The 14,595-nt window shown below is 52.4% G+C and carries 12 protein-coding genes; 3 read left to right on the top strand and 9 right to left on the bottom strand.

What is annotated here, in order from left to right; translation table 11 throughout:
- The 7 genes from ispF to tatA all read right to left on the bottom strand — a co-directional run bounded on the left by ispF (nucleotide 1) and on the right by tatA (nucleotide 7,856).
- Nucleotides 1-489 (bottom strand): 2-C-methyl-D-erythritol 2,4-cyclodiphosphate synthase, encoded by a 489-nt coding sequence (ispF, locus tag HMPREF1492_RS03160; RefSeq protein WP_035435836.1) that lies wholly within the window; start codon nucleotides 487-489, stop codon nucleotides 1-3.
- Nucleotides 490-491: 2 nt separating this feature from the next.
- A complete protein-coding gene (gene ispD, locus HMPREF1492_RS03155; protein WP_232215603.1) occupies nucleotides 492-1,295 on the bottom strand; it encodes a 2-C-methyl-D-erythritol 4-phosphate cytidylyltransferase in 804 nt (267 codons plus the stop codon).
- Entirely contained in the window at nucleotides 1,295-2,374 is a 1,080-nt protein-coding gene (disA, locus tag HMPREF1492_RS03150; RefSeq protein WP_035432082.1) for a DNA integrity scanning diadenylate cyclase DisA, read from the bottom strand. Before disA ends, ispD begins: the two co-directional genes overlap by 1 nt.
- Nucleotides 2,375-2,594: 220 nt before the next feature.
- Nucleotides 2,595-5,225, bottom strand: a complete 2,631-nt coding sequence (locus tag HMPREF1492_RS03145; protein ID WP_035435832.1) for an ATP-dependent Clp protease ATP-binding subunit — start codon at nucleotides 5,223-5,225, stop codon at nucleotides 2,595-2,597.
- A gap of 220 nt (nucleotides 5,226-5,445) precedes the next feature.
- Nucleotides 5,446-7,050: a lysine--tRNA ligase gene (gene lysS, locus HMPREF1492_RS03140; RefSeq protein ID WP_035435830.1), complete on the bottom strand. Its 1,605-nt coding sequence runs from the start codon at nucleotides 7,048-7,050 to the stop codon at nucleotides 5,446-5,448.
- A 67-nt stretch (nucleotides 7,051-7,117) separates the two neighbouring features.
- Nucleotides 7,118-7,597: a transcription elongation factor GreA gene (gene greA, locus HMPREF1492_RS03135; RefSeq protein WP_035426995.1), complete on the bottom strand. Its 480-nt coding sequence runs from the start codon at nucleotides 7,595-7,597 to the stop codon at nucleotides 7,118-7,120.
- A gap of 49 nt (nucleotides 7,598-7,646) precedes the next feature.
- Nucleotides 7,647-7,856, bottom strand: coding sequence for a twin-arginine translocase TatA/TatE family subunit (gene tatA / locus HMPREF1492_RS03130; protein ID WP_035435828.1), 210 nt, complete (start codon nucleotides 7,854-7,856; stop codon nucleotides 7,647-7,649).
- A gap of 96 nt (nucleotides 7,857-7,952) precedes the next feature.
- On the opposite strand from tatA, the gene HMPREF1492_RS03125 reads away from it, so the two are divergent.
- The 3 genes from HMPREF1492_RS03125 to HMPREF1492_RS03115 all read left to right on the top strand — a co-directional run bounded on the left by HMPREF1492_RS03125 (nucleotide 7,953) and on the right by HMPREF1492_RS03115 (nucleotide 12,032).
- Nucleotides 7,953-8,783: a spermidine synthase gene (locus tag HMPREF1492_RS03125; RefSeq protein ID WP_035435826.1), complete on the top strand. Its 831-nt coding sequence runs from the start codon at nucleotides 7,953-7,955 to the stop codon at nucleotides 8,781-8,783.
- Between the two features lie 632 nt (nucleotides 8,784-9,415).
- The gene (locus HMPREF1492_RS03120) at nucleotides 9,416-11,056 is read left to right on the top strand and encodes a malolactic enzyme (RefSeq protein ID WP_035435824.1); all 1,641 of its coding nucleotides are present in this window, start codon (nucleotides 9,416-9,418) and stop codon (nucleotides 11,054-11,056) included.
- A gap of 1 nt (nucleotide 11,057) precedes the next feature.
- Nucleotides 11,058-12,032, top strand: a complete 975-nt coding sequence (locus tag HMPREF1492_RS03115; RefSeq protein ID WP_035435821.1) for an AEC family transporter — start codon at nucleotides 11,058-11,060, stop codon at nucleotides 12,030-12,032.
- 139 nt (nucleotides 12,033-12,171) lie between these two features.
- On the opposite strand, the gene rihC is transcribed toward HMPREF1492_RS03115, so the two are convergent.
- Both rihC and HMPREF1492_RS03105 read right to left on the bottom strand, forming a co-directional pair.
- Entirely contained in the window at nucleotides 12,172-13,158 is a 987-nt protein-coding gene (gene rihC / locus HMPREF1492_RS03110; protein WP_035435819.1) for a ribonucleoside hydrolase RihC, read from the bottom strand.
- Nucleotides 13,159-13,292: 134 nt separating this feature from the next.
- The gene (locus tag HMPREF1492_RS03105) at nucleotides 13,293-14,213 is read right to left on the bottom strand and encodes a ribokinase (protein WP_035435816.1); all 921 of its coding nucleotides are present in this window, start codon (nucleotides 14,211-14,213) and stop codon (nucleotides 13,293-13,295) included.
- Nucleotides 14,214-14,595 lie beyond the last annotated feature (382 nt).

Genomic DNA, 14,595 nt, shown 5'->3' with positions numbered 1-14,595 from the left:
TTATTGCGCGCTACGTCCCAACAGTACAACTGCCCAGGCAGCAATGCCTTCTTGAGTGCCTACAAAGCCAAGGCCTTCGGTAGTGGTTGCTTTTACGCCAACTTTATCTGGCGAAACACCCATGACCTCAGCCATGCGGTTTCTCATAGCATCGCGATGAGGGAGCAACTTAGGCGCCTGAGCTGCAACGGTGCAATCACAATCCAGAAGCTCAAAGCCCTCATTACGAACAAGCTGCATAACATGGGACAGGAGCACCATAGAATCAGCACCCTCATAAGCAGGGTCTGTATCAGGAAAAAGCTGACCAATGTCGCCTGCTCGCATAGCTCCTAGCAGGGCATCCATAAGCGCATGAGCTAAAACATCGGCATCGGAGTGGCCGAGAAGACCTTTGGTGTGCTCAATTTTGATGCCACCTAAGATAAGATCTCTGCCCTCTACCAGGCGATGAACATCGTATCCGTGGCCAATTTTAAGCTCTGGCATGCTCACTCTACAGCCCCACTTCCGGTTGCGCCTTCTACCAGGCGACGGCTGAGCGTAGCCTCAACAATTGCAAGGTCAGACGGGTACGTGACCTTCACGTTTTCTCGTCGCGACTCAACGCACAGCACGGTAAGACCAAGTCGCTCAACTAACGACGAGTCATCGGTTCCCTGGTAGCCTTCCTGGCGAGCTACTTCGTGGGCTTCAAGAAGTGTACGTGTCTTGAACACCTGAGGGGTTTGAGCAGCCCAGAACGTTGAGCGGTCAGGCGTATCTACAATGGTTGCACCATCTACGCGCTTTAGCGTATCAGTTGCGCGGTGAGCCAAAATTGCTCCCGCAATCTTAGGCGACTTGCGAACTGTACCAATGACCTGCTCAATAGTCTCTACCTCAATGAGCGGACGAACCGCATCATGAACAGAAACAAAATCATATCCAGCAGGCACTACCTGGAGCGCGTTGTAAACCGATTCCTGTCTGGTAGCACCAGACGTTGCAAAGTGAACAGGCTTGTGGAGTACAAGCTTGCCCACAACACCCTCTTGAACTGCAGCGCGTTTCTCGTCAGAGCAAGCAATCACAATGTGAGCCACACTTGGCGCGTGATCAAACGCAAGGATTGACCAGCTCATCAGCGGAAGACCGCAGACAGAAATAAACTGCTTGCCATCAGGATACCCAAAGCGCTCGCCAATGCCACCGGCCACAATGACGGCAACGGTATCGGCTTTTGCTCCATGTGTAGAAAAGCGAGAAGGACGTGGCTTTGACACGACCTTTGCACAGGTGCTGCTTGCAGCCATTATTCCGACTTACCCCACATTCTGCGGAGACTGTTAGCAAGTGCACCGGGGTTCTCGACACCCAGAGATTTGAGGCTTGATGTATCGTTTTCTGCAACGTGAAGCAGCTGTTGCAGGTTATCGTAAGCGTCAACAATTCTGGCCGCAATCTCATCGTTGACCACGTGAACGCGGGAAAGCGTGCGCAGGCCCAGAGGCTCCATGGATGCATCTTCTCCGCGGCCATCGGAGTAGCCAAGAATCTGGCCAACGCTTTCTGCGGAGCGGAGCTCGGTGTTAGCCGTCTCGTGGAAGCGGCGGCGAATGGCGCGCGCCTCTTCAGCGGAAGAATCTACAGCGTAATCGCGAATCATCAGGTTATAGGCCTCGTCGATACCGCCCAAATATTCCTCGCGCTGCATAGCGGTGGTTTTGCCCTCGCTACCTAGCTCCAAAAGACAAGAATCAAGCTGATCAGCGGCACTCAAAAGAACCTCAAACAGGTAGAAAATGCCTGCTACATCGCCCAGGGTGACGTAGTTATCAAGCTCAAGAGCGGTTAGGCGTAAAAGCGCGCGATCAAGCTGCTGGCGCGTATTTTGCATAGCAACCGAGAGCTGATTGACGGTAGACATAATGGCTGGTACCGACTTTAGCGGAATAACGTGACCATCAACGTAGACCGTAATCAACGAACGGCGAGAAGACACTGCAATCACAATAGACTTGGTGAGCAAGCTCATGCGAGCGGCAGTACGGTGGCGAGTGCCTGTTTCTGCAGTTGGAAGCGTTGCATCAGGATTGAGGTGGAAGTTGGCGCGCAGAATTCTGGTGAGATCTTTGTCCACCACCACAGCGCCATCCATCTTGCAGAGCTCAAACAATCGATTTGCTGTGAAAGAAACATCAAGTTTGAAACCATCTCCGCCCGCAGCAAGGACGTTTTCTGTATCTCCCACGCAAATGAGGGCGCCCAGACGGCCAGCGATAATCATGTCCAGTGCAACGCGGAGCGCTGTGCCAGGGGCAGTCATCTTCAGAGCGGTGGCAATACGGTCCTCGTTTTCTGTTGCGCTTGGATCAAGTTGCGTTGGCTCCATGGCTCTCCCTCAATTACTTGCAGCTTACAGGCTGCGTTTTGCGATCTGGTACGTTTACGGCTTCAATTTGTTTCAACATTTCAAGTATACGGTTTTGTTGCCGGCGCGTGTAGTGACGGTTTGAAGAAGACGGGTTTCTCGCCAAGAGCTTCTGCCAAGAGAACTGTGCGTTTAGCTGCGATACAAAAAGACCCGAGGCAGAACCTCGGGTCGGAGTGTCTTACTCGGCGGAGGACATCAGGTCGGACGAACCGCCTGCACTACCCTGCGGCAGCGAGGATGGTCCCATGCTGACATCCATCTGATCAAGCTGCGCCATTGTCTCTTTCTTGCGAGGCTCAGGGATAACGCCCGTGGTCTTGGTGAACACAAGCTTCTTGCCCTCAGCGTCAACATCAACAGCAACAATGTCGCCTGCGGTCCACTGGCCAGAGAGAAGCTCCTCAGACAGTGGGTCTTCAATCATAGACTGAATGGTGCGGCGCAGCGGACGAGCACCGTAGACAGGGTCGGTTCCGTCTTTGGCAATCAGGTCCTTTGCGGCCTCGGTGAGCTCAATGGACATGCCGTTGGCAATCAGGCGATCGCGCAGCTCAAGAACCATGAGGTCAACGATGCCACGAAGCTGCTCGGTAGAGAGCGACTTGAAAACAACAATCTCGTCCACGCGGTTCAAGAATTCTGGACGGAATCCACGCTTGAGCTCGGACATAACACGGCTGGTAATCTCTTTGTCAGACAGACCCTTAGAACCCTCTGACGAGAAGCCCATAGTATTGGTGCGGGCGATCTCGCGAGCGCCAATGTTGGATGTCATGATGACAACCGTATTGGAGAAGTCCACGTGACGGCCTTGACCGTCAGTCAAGCGGCCCTCGTCCAGAATCTGCAACAAGATGTTGAAGACGTCTGGATGTGCTTTCTCAATCTCATCAAAGAGCAGAACAGAGTATGGACGCCTACGAACAGCTTTAGTGAGCTCGCCGCCCTCATCGTAGCCCACGTATCCTGGAGGTGCGCCAACCAGCTTAGCTACAGTGTGACGCTCCATGTACTCGGACATGTCATAGGATAGCAGGGCGTCTTCAGAGCCAAACAGGAACTCTGCCAGGGCCTTTGCAAGCTCAGTCTTACCTACGCCGGAAGGTCCTAAGAAGATGAAGGAGCCGCCAGGACGCTTAGGGTCTTTGAGAGGACTACGGCTTCTGCGGATTGCCTTTGCAACCTTAACAACAGCCTCATCCTGACCAACAACGCGCTGGTGAAGGATATCTTCTGTACGAAGCAGCCTTGAAGCCTCAGTCTCGGTGAGGTTGGAAACAGGAACACCAGTGATGCCAGAGACAACCTTTGCAATATCGTCCTCGTCAACGGTAACAATGTTCTTGTCTAGCTGCTCACGCCACTCAGTCTCTAAGCGATCCCTCTCTGCTACCAGGGATTTCTCCTGATCACGCAGACGAGCTGCCTGCTCAAACTCCTGAGCGCTTGCTGCCTCAGACTTCTGGGTACGAACGCGGAGAAGATCTGCGTCTACCTGGGCAATCTCTGGAGGAAGGCTCATCTTGTGGATGCGTGCACGAGCGCCAGCCTCATCGAGGACGTCAATGGCCTTGTCTGGCAAGAAGCGGTCCTGGATGTAGCGGCTCGAAAGCGCAACGGCAGCCTTGATGGCAGCCTCTGTATAGTGAACGTGGTGATGCTTCTCATAGCGGTCCTGTAGACCGTGAATGATAGAAATGGTGTCATCGTTGTTTGGCTCACCGATATTGACAGGTTGGAAACGCCTCTCAAATGCAGCGTCCTTCTCGACATGTTTACGGTACTCTTCTGCCGTGGTTGCGCCGATGACCTGGATTTCTCCACGAGACAGCGGTGGCTTAAGGATGGACGCAGCATCAATAGAACCTTCTGCGGAGCCGGCACCAATGACGGTATGAATCTCGTCGATGAAGAGGATGTCATTCTTGGATTTCTCCAGTTCAGCAACAACCTTCTTCATGCGGTCCTCAAATTCGCCGCGATACTTAGAGCCAGCTACCAAGCTTGCCAGGTCAAGCGTCCAAACCTGCTTTCCGCGCAGAATGTCAGGAACATTGCCGGAAGCAATGAGCTGAGCCAAGCCCTCAACAATGGCTGTCTTACCAACGCCAGGGTCTCCCAGGATAAGTGGGTTGTTCTTCTGACGACGCGCAAGAACCTGCATGACACGCTCAATCTCGCGGTCACGGCCAATGACGGGGTCAAGCTTCTTATCTGCGGCAAGCTTGGTAAGGTTACGGCCAAACTGCTCCAGCATGGAGGCGTCATCGTTTGTGTTAGGACGCATCTGACCAGCACCGACGGGCATGCCAAAGATGCCACCTTCAATGCGAGGCTCTGCCATGCGAGGACCAGCAGGCGCGTCTTCTGGAGTCTGAGCAACCAGCTCATCAACGGCGTTTCTTACTGCGTCGCCCGAAACACCCATGGTACGCAGGGCATCCATAGCGCGACCATTGCCCTCAGACACAATGCCTAAAAGCAGATGCTCTGTTGCAATATAGCTCTGACCGTGGGTCATGGTCTCTCTATACGCGTCCTCTAGCACGCGTTTTGCGCGAGGAGTAAACGGAATGTGGCCGCCAGGAATAGGATCTCCTGCGCCTGTAGTGAGCTCTTTTACGGTTGCTAGGGCCTCATCATACGAGACCTCCAGCTTAGCCAAAGCCTGAGCAGCAATGCCCTCCCCCTCTTTGATGAGAGCAAGTAGCAGGTGCTCGGTACCAACATACATCTGGCCAAGACCGCGAGCCTCGTCCTGAGCCAGGCTCATGACTTTACGCGCTCTGTCAGTGAATTTATCAAACATGTGCTGAAACCTCTCAAAACTATCTTGATTTGGATAGGTATGTACCCAAAAGGTAACGTCCACAATCACAAGAAACCGGTACCCGTAAAAGTGCAGGTACCGGCTTTAATTGATGTGACTATCGTGTGAATGCAAAGGATTTTAAGACAGGCGTGTCACAAGCTTTTAAGTCTCATTGTGGATATGTCGCGGGCGTTGAATTCGCAGTGCGCTCAAGCTCTTAGCGCTTCTCGGGCTTGAGCTGTGGGAAGAGAAGAACGTCGCGGATAGAAGGCTGATCGCAGAAGAGCATCATCATGCGGTCGATGCCGTAGCCTATGCCGCCCGCTGGTGGCATACCGTACTCAAGTGCGCGGATGAAGTCGTAATCGTACTCCATAGCCTCTTCGTCACCCTGGCGCTTGGCCTCCATCTGGGCGGCAAAGCGCTCCTCCTGGTCAACAGGATCGTTGAGCTCGGAGTATGCGTTTGCGTACTCGGCGCCGCAGATAATGAGCTCAAAGCGGTCGGTCAGACGAGGATCATCTGCCTTGCGCTTGGTGAGCGGAGAAACCTCTGCAGGATAATCGCAGACAAAGGTTGGGTTTACGATGCTCTTCTCGCCAAGCTCGTCGTAGATCTCAAACAGAAGCTTGCCGGCCTGCCACTCTGGGTTCCACTCAATCTCGTAGCGATCCAGGACTGCACGGAGTTTCTCGACAGGGGTGTCAATGGAGAGCTCCTCGCCGGTGACCTCGGACGCAATCTCTGCGAGGGACGCAACGCGCCAGTTGCCGGAGAGGTCAACCTCGGTGCCCTGGTACGTGATAACCTCGTGGCCCTCCTCGCAGCCGCAAGCCTTGCGGGCAATCTCCTGGAAGAGGTTCTGGGACAGCTCGCGCATGCCGGCCAGGTCAGAGTAGGCGGCGTATGCCTCCATGGAAGTGAACTCTGGGTTGTGCGTGAGGTCGGTACCCTCATTTCTGAACTGGCGACCAAGCTCGTAGACGCGCTCAAGTCCGCCGACAAGCAGGCGTTTCAGCGGGAGCTCGGTTGCAATGCGCAGGTAATTCTCGGTGTTCAGAGCGTTGTAGTGCGTAATGAATGGCTTTGCATTTGCGCCGCCAAGAATCTCCTGGAGAACAGGGGTCTCAACCTCCATGTAGCCGTCTGCCTCCATGAACTGGCGGATAATGGAGATGATCTGGGAACGCTTGCGGAATACGTCGCGGACCTCCGGGTTCATGATGAGGTCAACGTAGCGCTGGCGATAACGGACCTCGCGGTCGGTGAGGCCGTGGAACTTCTCTGGCAGAGGACGCAGCGACTTGGAGAGGACCTCCAGCGAGGTCACTGCCAGGGAAAGCTGGCCGCGGCGCGTACGCATGATAGCGCCGGTTGCGCCGATGATGTCGCCAAGGTCGAGAAGACCCAGGAGCTCCCAGTTCTTCTCGTCAAGGTTGTTGATGCGGCAGAAAAGCTGAATCTGGCCGGTGTAGTCCTCTACCACGACAAACGCGATCTTGCCCTGGTTGCGGATGGCACGGACGCGGCCGGCCACGGAATAGACTTCCTCGCCAGTCTGGCCATCCTCGAGGTCAGCGTAGCGTTCCTCCAGCTCAGCGACGTGAGCGGTGACAGTTGACTTGATTGGGTATGGGTCAACGCCGGCGTCAAGCAGTGCCTGGCGACGAGCTTTGCGCTGGGCGCGCTCGTCGTTGATGGAAGCCTCTGGGGTGGCTTCGGTTGCGTCGGCGCCGGTTGCAGCAGCGTTCTCTGCGCTGGTTGCGGCAGCGTTCTCTGCGGCGACCGAGCTACCAGCGATGTTGTTCTCTACTTCGGACATGTATCCTCCACGTAAAAACGCCCCGCGCCAGACGGACACGGGGCGACCAAATATCTTTTGTGCCAGTCTAGCGAGTAATAGAGGTAATGGTGTACTTCTTCACCTTGCCGTTTGGCGTGGTGAACTCAACCTCGTCGCCCTTCTTGTGACCAATAAGAGCCTCGCCAGCTGGGGACTCGTTAGAGATCTTGTGCTCAAGGGAGTTAGTCTCAGTAGTACCAACAATTACATATTTAGTTGTCTTGCCTTTTGCATCAGCAAGCTCGACGGTTGTGCCGATTGCAACGGTGACGTTGCGCTTGCTGCCGCCCTCGACAACCTTTGCGACAGAGAGAATCTGGCGAATCTCGTTGATGCGGGACTCGTTGTGAGACTGCTCTTCTTTTGCAGCGTCATACTCGGAGTTCTCAGAAAGGTCACCAAAACCACGTGCCTCTTTGATGCGCTCAACAATCTCGTCGTGTTTCTCGCCCTCACGATAAGCCAGCTCATCGACAAGCTTCTGACGGCCTTCTGGGGTAAGTACAATCTCTTTAGTAGTGTCCATCGTGTTCTTTCTGTTGATGGGTCAGTCGGTCTATACGTGTGAGATGGGGTTACTCAGCCTTTTTGGACTCTTCGTCCTCAACGACCTCAGCCTCTGGCTCCTTGGCTTCTTCCTTGGTCTCAGACTCCATGCCCTCGCGAACGCTCTTAACGGTCTCGCCGACAGCCTTGCCGAGCTTTGGAAGGTTCTTAGGTCCAAAGAGAACCATGACGATAACAACAATAATCAGAAGCTCAGGAATACCAAGTCCTAAAATCATATAAACCCCCAGAAAATCTTTTCCTGTAAAAGCGTTCAGAAAAAACGCCGTATCGGCTAGTATAACCGAGGGAAACCTTACTAACAAGGAATTAACATGGTCTTACATGATTTTTGGACATTTTTTATCTGGTCGACCGTAGCGGGGCTTGCCATTATTGGCATTTACCAGCTATTTCTGTTAATTCTGCGTGCTCGAGGCGTTTTTGTGACGCGTACAAAATTTGGCCTCACGATGATTTTTGACTCCGAGGACGCCGACGGTACGCCCATTAGGCTGCTCAACGTTAATGGCACCTTCCAGTCCGTGAGCTACATTGCGCCTGAACTGCGCTTCGAGCTCTGCGTCCACTATCACCGCATGATGGCGAAGGTCATCCAGCAGGTATCTGCTCGGGGTCACGTTGTAGTCATGGGCGGCGGAGGTTTCTCGCTGCCAAAACACCTGGCTACGCACATGAGCGGCGGCGTAATTGACGCGATTGAGATTGATCCGAAAATTGTCTCGCTTGCGCGCGAGCATTTCTTTCTGGACGAAGCGCTGGGTGCAGCTTCAAGCGAGCTACGAGTCATCGAAGATGATGCGTGGAAGGTGTTGCAGGACGCAGAAGATGGCAGCATTGACGTGCTGGTAAACGAAGTGTTTGCTGGTCGAAAATCACTTGGGCCTCTGGGAACAGCGGCTGGCGCGCAAGTGGTTAAAGAAAAACTTGCAGATGGCGGTGTGTATCTGGCCGATGTTCGCTGTCCGCTCGAAGGCCACGGGTCTACGATACTTCCCCAGGTGGCAAACGTCTTTGCGCAGGAGTTTACGCATATCGCTTACGTGCCCGAGTGGCCTGATACTCCTAAAACACCAGGTAACAACCTTTTAATTGCAACCGACGCGGATATCGCACTTCCCGAAGGAGCTGTTGTAGTGAAATAACGTCACTTTGAGGGCTGGCCGCTATCCAATTTACCGAGCAACATCCAATCACCCGAGAAAATTGCATATTCCACCTTGTTTATACGGAGTTTTGTATCAACAATTTGACTCACCAAAATTAGACCCCTCTTTTGGGTAAAAAATCCGTTTAGTTGGAAGTCAAATCACGATCACGGAAATTCCTAACTTGCGTTTGCGCAGGTGACAAAAAGTGTCCATATTTTGCTATTTTTATCCGTAACAAAACCGCAGTTAAATGGCTTGCATAAAAACTAATCGCTACTGCATATTCCAACTAAACGCATTTTTTACCACTTGCATGACAAGCGCTCAGCAAAACCGCAGTTGGCATTAATTCTGTCTTACATTTCTCCGTTAAAACGATTCTTTCAAAAGGATTAGAAAACATCACCTTGGGATTTGAAAACATCACCTTGTCAGTTTAACCAAATTTATATATGCACAGGTGAACATATATGTTTAGTAAGAAAATCTTTTCAAAAAAAGAAGGAGATTTCTTCTAATTCTCGTAAATACGTAACAGAATATGGGTATTGTTATCGCAGATAGAAAACATATTCTATCTGCGCCAAATACGGCAATTATTACAGCTGATGCACTAAGGAGGCATCATGAAGACGGGTTTTGAACTACTGAATGATCCATTTTTGAACAAGGGAACCGCTTTTACGCAGGAGGAGCGTCAGAAGTATGGCTTAGTAGGACTTCTACCTCCAAACATTCAGACCATCGAGGAGCAAGCTGAGCAGGCATACGTGCTTTTCCAGCAATATCCTGACCTCGAGACAAAGCGTCACTATCTCATGAGGCTTTTCTCTGAGAACCGCACGCTGTTCTATAACCTGTTCTCCAAGCACGTTGAAGAGTTCATGCCTATCGTCTACGATCCAACCATCGCACCAGATATTGAGCAGTATTCTCAGCGCTATGTCGATCCACAGTATGCATGCTTCCTGTCAGTTGATCGTCCTGAGGACCTTGAAACCTCGCTGAAGAACGCAGCCGCAGGTAGAGACATCGACCTGATTGTCGTCACCGACGCAGAAGCAATCCTGGGTATTGGCGACTGGGGCACTAACGGTGTCGAAATTTCCGTTGGCAAGCTCATGGTTTACACTGCCGCAGCTGGTGTTGACCCTAATCGCATCATGCCTGTTGTCATTGACGCTGGCACCAACCGCCAGGAACTTCTCGATGACCCGCTATACCTGGGCGAACGTCACAAGCGCGTTGATGAAGACCGCTATAACGCATTCATTGACAACTTTGTAACCACCGTCGAGAAGCTCTTCCCTAATCTCTACCTGCACTTCGAGGACTTCGGCCGCTCGCACGCTGCAGCAATCCTGGACCGCTACAAGAACACCTACCCTGTCTTCAACGACGACGTCGAGGGCACTGGTATTGTTACCCTTGCAGGCATCCTCGGCGGCCTCAATATTTCTGGCGAGAAACTCGTCGACCAGGTATATCTCTGCTTTGGCGCAGGAACTGCTGGTTGTGGCATCGCTGAGCGTGTACTTCAGGAATTTGTGGACCAGGGAATGGACCGTGAAGAGGCTCGAAAGCGCTTCTACCTGGTAGATCGTCAGGGCCTACTCTTCGACGATATGGACAACCTCACTCCACAGCAGAAGCCATTTGCTCGCAAGCGCTCTGAGTTCGCAAACGCTGACGACCTCACCAACCTAGCGGCCGTTGTAAAGACGGTTCACCCAACAATCATGGTTGGAACCTCTACCGTTTATGGAGCGTTCACTGAAGAGATTATTCGCGAAATGGCAGCTCATTGCGAGCGCCCCATGGTCTTCCCTCTGTCCAACCCAACTAAGCTTGCGGAGGCAACCGCCCAGGACCTGCTTACCTGGACTGATGGTCGCGCACTTGTGGCCTGCGGCGTTCCATCCGATGACGTAGAGCTGAACGGCGTAACCTACCAAATCGGTCAGGCTAACAACGCTCTGATTTACCCAGGCCTTGGACTTGGTGCACTTGCATCAAAGGCTCGCCTGCTCACAGACCAGATGATTTCCCTCGCAGCTCACTCGCTTGGCGGAATCGTCGACACCACAAAGCCTGGTGCGGCAATTCTTCCTCCAGTCTCCAAGATTACTGAGTTCTCCGAGCGTATTGCTGTTGGCGTTGCAGAGGAGGCAATTAGGCAGGGTCTGAACCGCGAGCCAATTGCCGATGCAAAAGAGGCAGTTGACGCCCTTAAGTGGTTCCCTGTCTACAAGGAGTTAGAGGCATAGTATGTCTGTCTTTTTGACATCATTACAGAATGTGCTGCCTATCATTTTGATTATTGTGCTTGGCTATATTCTTAGGAAGATCAACTGGCTCAATGAAACATTTGCTGGTCAGGCGTCAAAGCTCATCATGAATGTGGCACTTCCTGCATCAATTTTTGTAGCGGTCCTAAAAAACTTGTCTCTCAATCAGCTGCTCCAGCTTGGTCCCTCGGTGCTTATTGCAGCGATTAGCTTTGCTTTGTCTTATGTCGTAGGATTTTTGGTTATCAACGTTTTCCGCGTCCAACCAGGTCGCCGAGGCTTGATGCTCAATACCTTTGCAAATGCCAACACCATCTTCATTGGTATGCCGCTTAATCTTGCGCTCTTTGGCGAGCATGCCGTACCGTACTTCTTGGTGTACTACATCATGAACACTATTTCTACCTGGGCAATTGGAATCTTCTTCATTTACGGTGATCCAATGCCAACAGAAAATGATGGCGAGAAAACCAACGCCGCTGAGCACAAATTCAATATCAGCAAGTTGTTACCACCACCATTGCTTGGTTTCTTAGTAGCCCTCGTTTTTCTCGTGTTCAACATCCCTGTTCCAGCAGTTGTAAACACTGGTCTTACGTATTTAGGCAACCTAGTAACGCCACTTTCACTGATTTACATTGGCATTATTTTGCAGGAGACGGGACTCTCGAGCATTCGAATTGACCGTGACACGGCAATTGCGCTTATTGGTAAATTTGTTATTGCCCCGCTTATTATGGTCGGCGTAATCATGGCATTTACCGGCGTGTTTGGTACACAGAACGTACTTGAAACTAGAACGTTTATCATCCAGGCCGCAGTTCCAGCGCTAACCGTTCTGCCAATTCTGGCAAACGAGGGTAAAGCTGACGTCAAATTTGCAACTAACGTTGTTGCGACTTCAACGGTGCTCTTTGCGATTGTCATTCCTATCGTAATGACCATCATTGGCTAATTAACGTTACCAACCAGCACTTTTACGCACAACAAAGCCTCTTCTCAATGGCGAGAAGAGGCTTTTTTCTTGTAGGTTTTGGAGCGACGATCTTAGTTCAGCAGCATCTAGTCCAACAGCACACTGCCCTTGCAATACCCTAGTCCAGTAGCACGCCTTCGACCGCGAGGGCGGAGCCGTCGAGGACGTTGCACTTTTGGATCTGGTGGACAAACCAAGTGCGGAATGCCTTTTGGTCGACGCCCACGCATACGGTTGCATTGGGTTTCTCGCCAAGATATCCGGCCAGGTCAACGACGGTGCAGCCAGCGGTTAAGCCTCCAGCGCATTCGACGTCCACAAACACGTCTTTGGTCTCAAACATCTGAGGTGCCAGCAGGTAGGCCACGGCCGTTGGGTCGTACATGCTGAATCCCTCCTCCTGGTAGTGAACGCGGTAGTTGAGAAGCAGCTTGACCAGCATGTCTCCGCTCTTGCCGGAGTTCTGGATGCTCTCGATGTCCTCAGGCATGACGCGAGCGGCGTCGCCCACCTCAAGGCCAACCATGGCCACGTGAACGCCGGATGCGAAGACAATTTTTGCTGCCTCAGGGTCAACACCCACGTTAAACTCGGACATGACGCCAAGGTTTCCACGGGTCAGAGCGCCGCCCATCATAACAATGCGCTCGATATGCTCTTTGACCTGTGGATATGCTTTCAGCAGCAGTGCGATGTTTGTCAGCGGACCAAGCGTCACCAACGTGGTTTTCTCGCCAGCCGAAGCACCCTCCATAATGACGCGACGCTGCGCTTCAAGTGCAGTTTCTTCGAGCAGACAGTCTGGCTGAATGCCGTCAAATTCGTAGCCCCTCATGCCCGAAGCGCCGTGGACGTCGCTTGCGTCCATCGGTTTTCTGAGCAGAGGCTCGGCAGCACCACGCGCAACAGGCACATGCTGATTCCAGAATTTGAGCAGCTTGAGAGCGTTATTGGTGACGTTCTCGATGCCAACATTTCCGCTAACGGTAGTAATAAGCTTGATATCCAGCGCCTTTGCGGCCAGGGCAAATCCCAGCGCAATGGCATCGTCAATGCCGGGATCCGTGTCAATGATGACGCGCGTCTTAGTTGAAAGCGTTGTCATAAGTCTCCTTTGTGCGTTTGAACTGCGTGTACGTTACGTTTGAACTGCGTGTAGACTGCGTTTGGACTTAGTTGGAGCCATTTGAACTGCGTGTAAGCTGCAAATTATGGAGCAACGATCACTGCAATTTTAACCTAAAACTCAACTACCTGCCGATACGTTGGAATTGATTGCTGAGCGCCAACCTTAGTGGTAGCGAGCGCTGCGGCCTTCGCGGCCACGTCAAGCGCCCGCTTGATGTCGTGCCCCTCTAGCTGCCCCGATGCCTGGAACGCAGCAAGCGTACCCATAAACGTGTCGCCCGCACAGGTAGTGTCCACGGTGTCCACGTGGTAGCATTCCTGCTGGTACACGCCGTGCGAGTCAGCAGCAATGGAGCCCTTGAACCCCAGCGTCAACACCGCAGTAGCCACGCCACTTGCAAGCACCTTCTGCACCGCAGCCTCGGGATCTGCCAGCGGGCTAATCTTGCCCTCGCCAAACAAATCTGCAAACTCAATCTCGTTCAGGCAAAGCACGTCCACGCTGGCGAGAAGACCGGTGGTCATGGTGGCCGATGGCGATGGGTTCACCATCGTATAGAGTCCCAGCTCATGTGCGTATCTGATAAGCTCAAACGTAGTCGACAACTCGCACTCAAACTGCGTCAAGAACACATCTCCTGGCTCTGCAATGCGATCGAGCACCGCTTTCACGTCGTCGGTTGTGCGAACGTAATTAGCGCCGTGGTCCAAAATGATACGGTTATCGCCGCCCACGCGCACGATCACAGCAACACCCGTGGAGACTCCAGACAGCTCATCTACCTGCTCTGCATTGACCCCGTAGCCAATAAGCGACTGCTTGAGGTCTTGTCCGAACGAGTCAGCGCCAACCGCGCCAATCATGTGAACGTCCGCGCCCATTCGAGCCGCAGCAACTGCCTGATTAGCGCCCTTTCCGCCTGGGCTGGTGACAAGATTTTTGCCGCCAATAGTCTCGCCCTGCTGAGGCATCTTATCGGCCTCGATGGAGATATCCATGTTCAAGCTTCCAAATACAATTACTTTGCCCATGAGATGCTCCTTCTTAGCAAGAGTGCTGTGTACGGCGTTTGGTCGTTCTGCTTGTCGTTTCTTCTCTGCGTTACTGCTCGACAGGGTTTCTCGCCATATCGCGGCAAATAAATACGCAGATTAAACACGTTATTTATAAGATATATAGTAATAGGTTGACCAAAGTCGTCAACCCAACTACTCTTAGAGATGTCTGAATAGACGTGACGTCCGTCCATCGCAAGATGCCACGCTTTACTGGACGTCCCTTGCAGAACTCCAATATAAGGAGGTGCTTTATATGCCTAGTCGAAGTAGCAGCTTACGTCTGACAGCAGATGCTGACCCTGTTCATTTATGTGTGACGGATATAAAGAAACCTCTTATTCAAAAGCTTTAATTT

Origin of the sequence: Atopobium sp. BS2, from assembly GCF_000565075.1 — a bacterium.
Lineage (GTDB): Bacteria > Actinomycetota > Coriobacteriia > Coriobacteriales > Atopobiaceae > Lancefieldella.
Note: the sequence above shows the minus strand (reverse complement) of the source record. Positions and strands in the feature narration are given on the sequence as shown.

Coding starts and splice junctions, on each gene's coding strand:
- HMPREF1492_RS03115 (WP_035435821.1), top strand. CDS start 11,058: ATGTCTGTCTTTTTGACATCATTACAGAATGTGCTGCCTATCATTTTG.
- ispF (WP_035435836.1), bottom strand. CDS start 489: ATGCCAGAGCTTAAAATTGGCCACGGATACGATGTTCATCGCCTGGTA.
- HMPREF1492_RS03105 (WP_035435816.1), bottom strand. CDS start 14,213: ATGGGCAAAGTAATTGTATTTGGAAGCTTGAACATGGATATCTCCATC.
- rihC (WP_035435819.1), bottom strand. CDS start 13,158: ATGACAACGCTTTCAACTAAGACGCGCGTCATCATTGACACGGATCCC.
- tatA (WP_035435828.1), bottom strand. CDS start 7,856: ATGATTTTAGGACTTGGTATTCCTGAGCTTCTGATTATTGTTGTTATC.
- disA (WP_035432082.1), bottom strand. CDS start 2,374: ATGGAGCCAACGCAACTTGATCCAAGCGCAACAGAAAACGAGGACCGT.
- ispD (WP_232215603.1), bottom strand. CDS start 1,295: ATGGCTGCAAGCAGCACCTGTGCAAAGGTCGTGTCAAAGCCACGTCCT.
- lysS (WP_035435830.1), bottom strand. CDS start 7,050: ATGTCCGAAGTAGAGAACAACATCGCTGGTAGCTCGGTCGCCGCAGAG.
- greA (WP_035426995.1), bottom strand. CDS start 7,597: ATGGACACTACTAAAGAGATTGTACTTACCCCAGAAGGCCGTCAGAAG.
- HMPREF1492_RS03125 (WP_035435826.1), top strand. CDS start 7,953: ATGGTCTTACATGATTTTTGGACATTTTTTATCTGGTCGACCGTAGCG.
- HMPREF1492_RS03145 (WP_035435832.1), bottom strand. CDS start 5,225: ATGTTTGATAAATTCACTGACAGAGCGCGTAAAGTCATGAGCCTGGCT.
- HMPREF1492_RS03120 (WP_035435824.1), top strand. CDS start 9,416: ATGAAGACGGGTTTTGAACTACTGAATGATCCATTTTTGAACAAGGGA.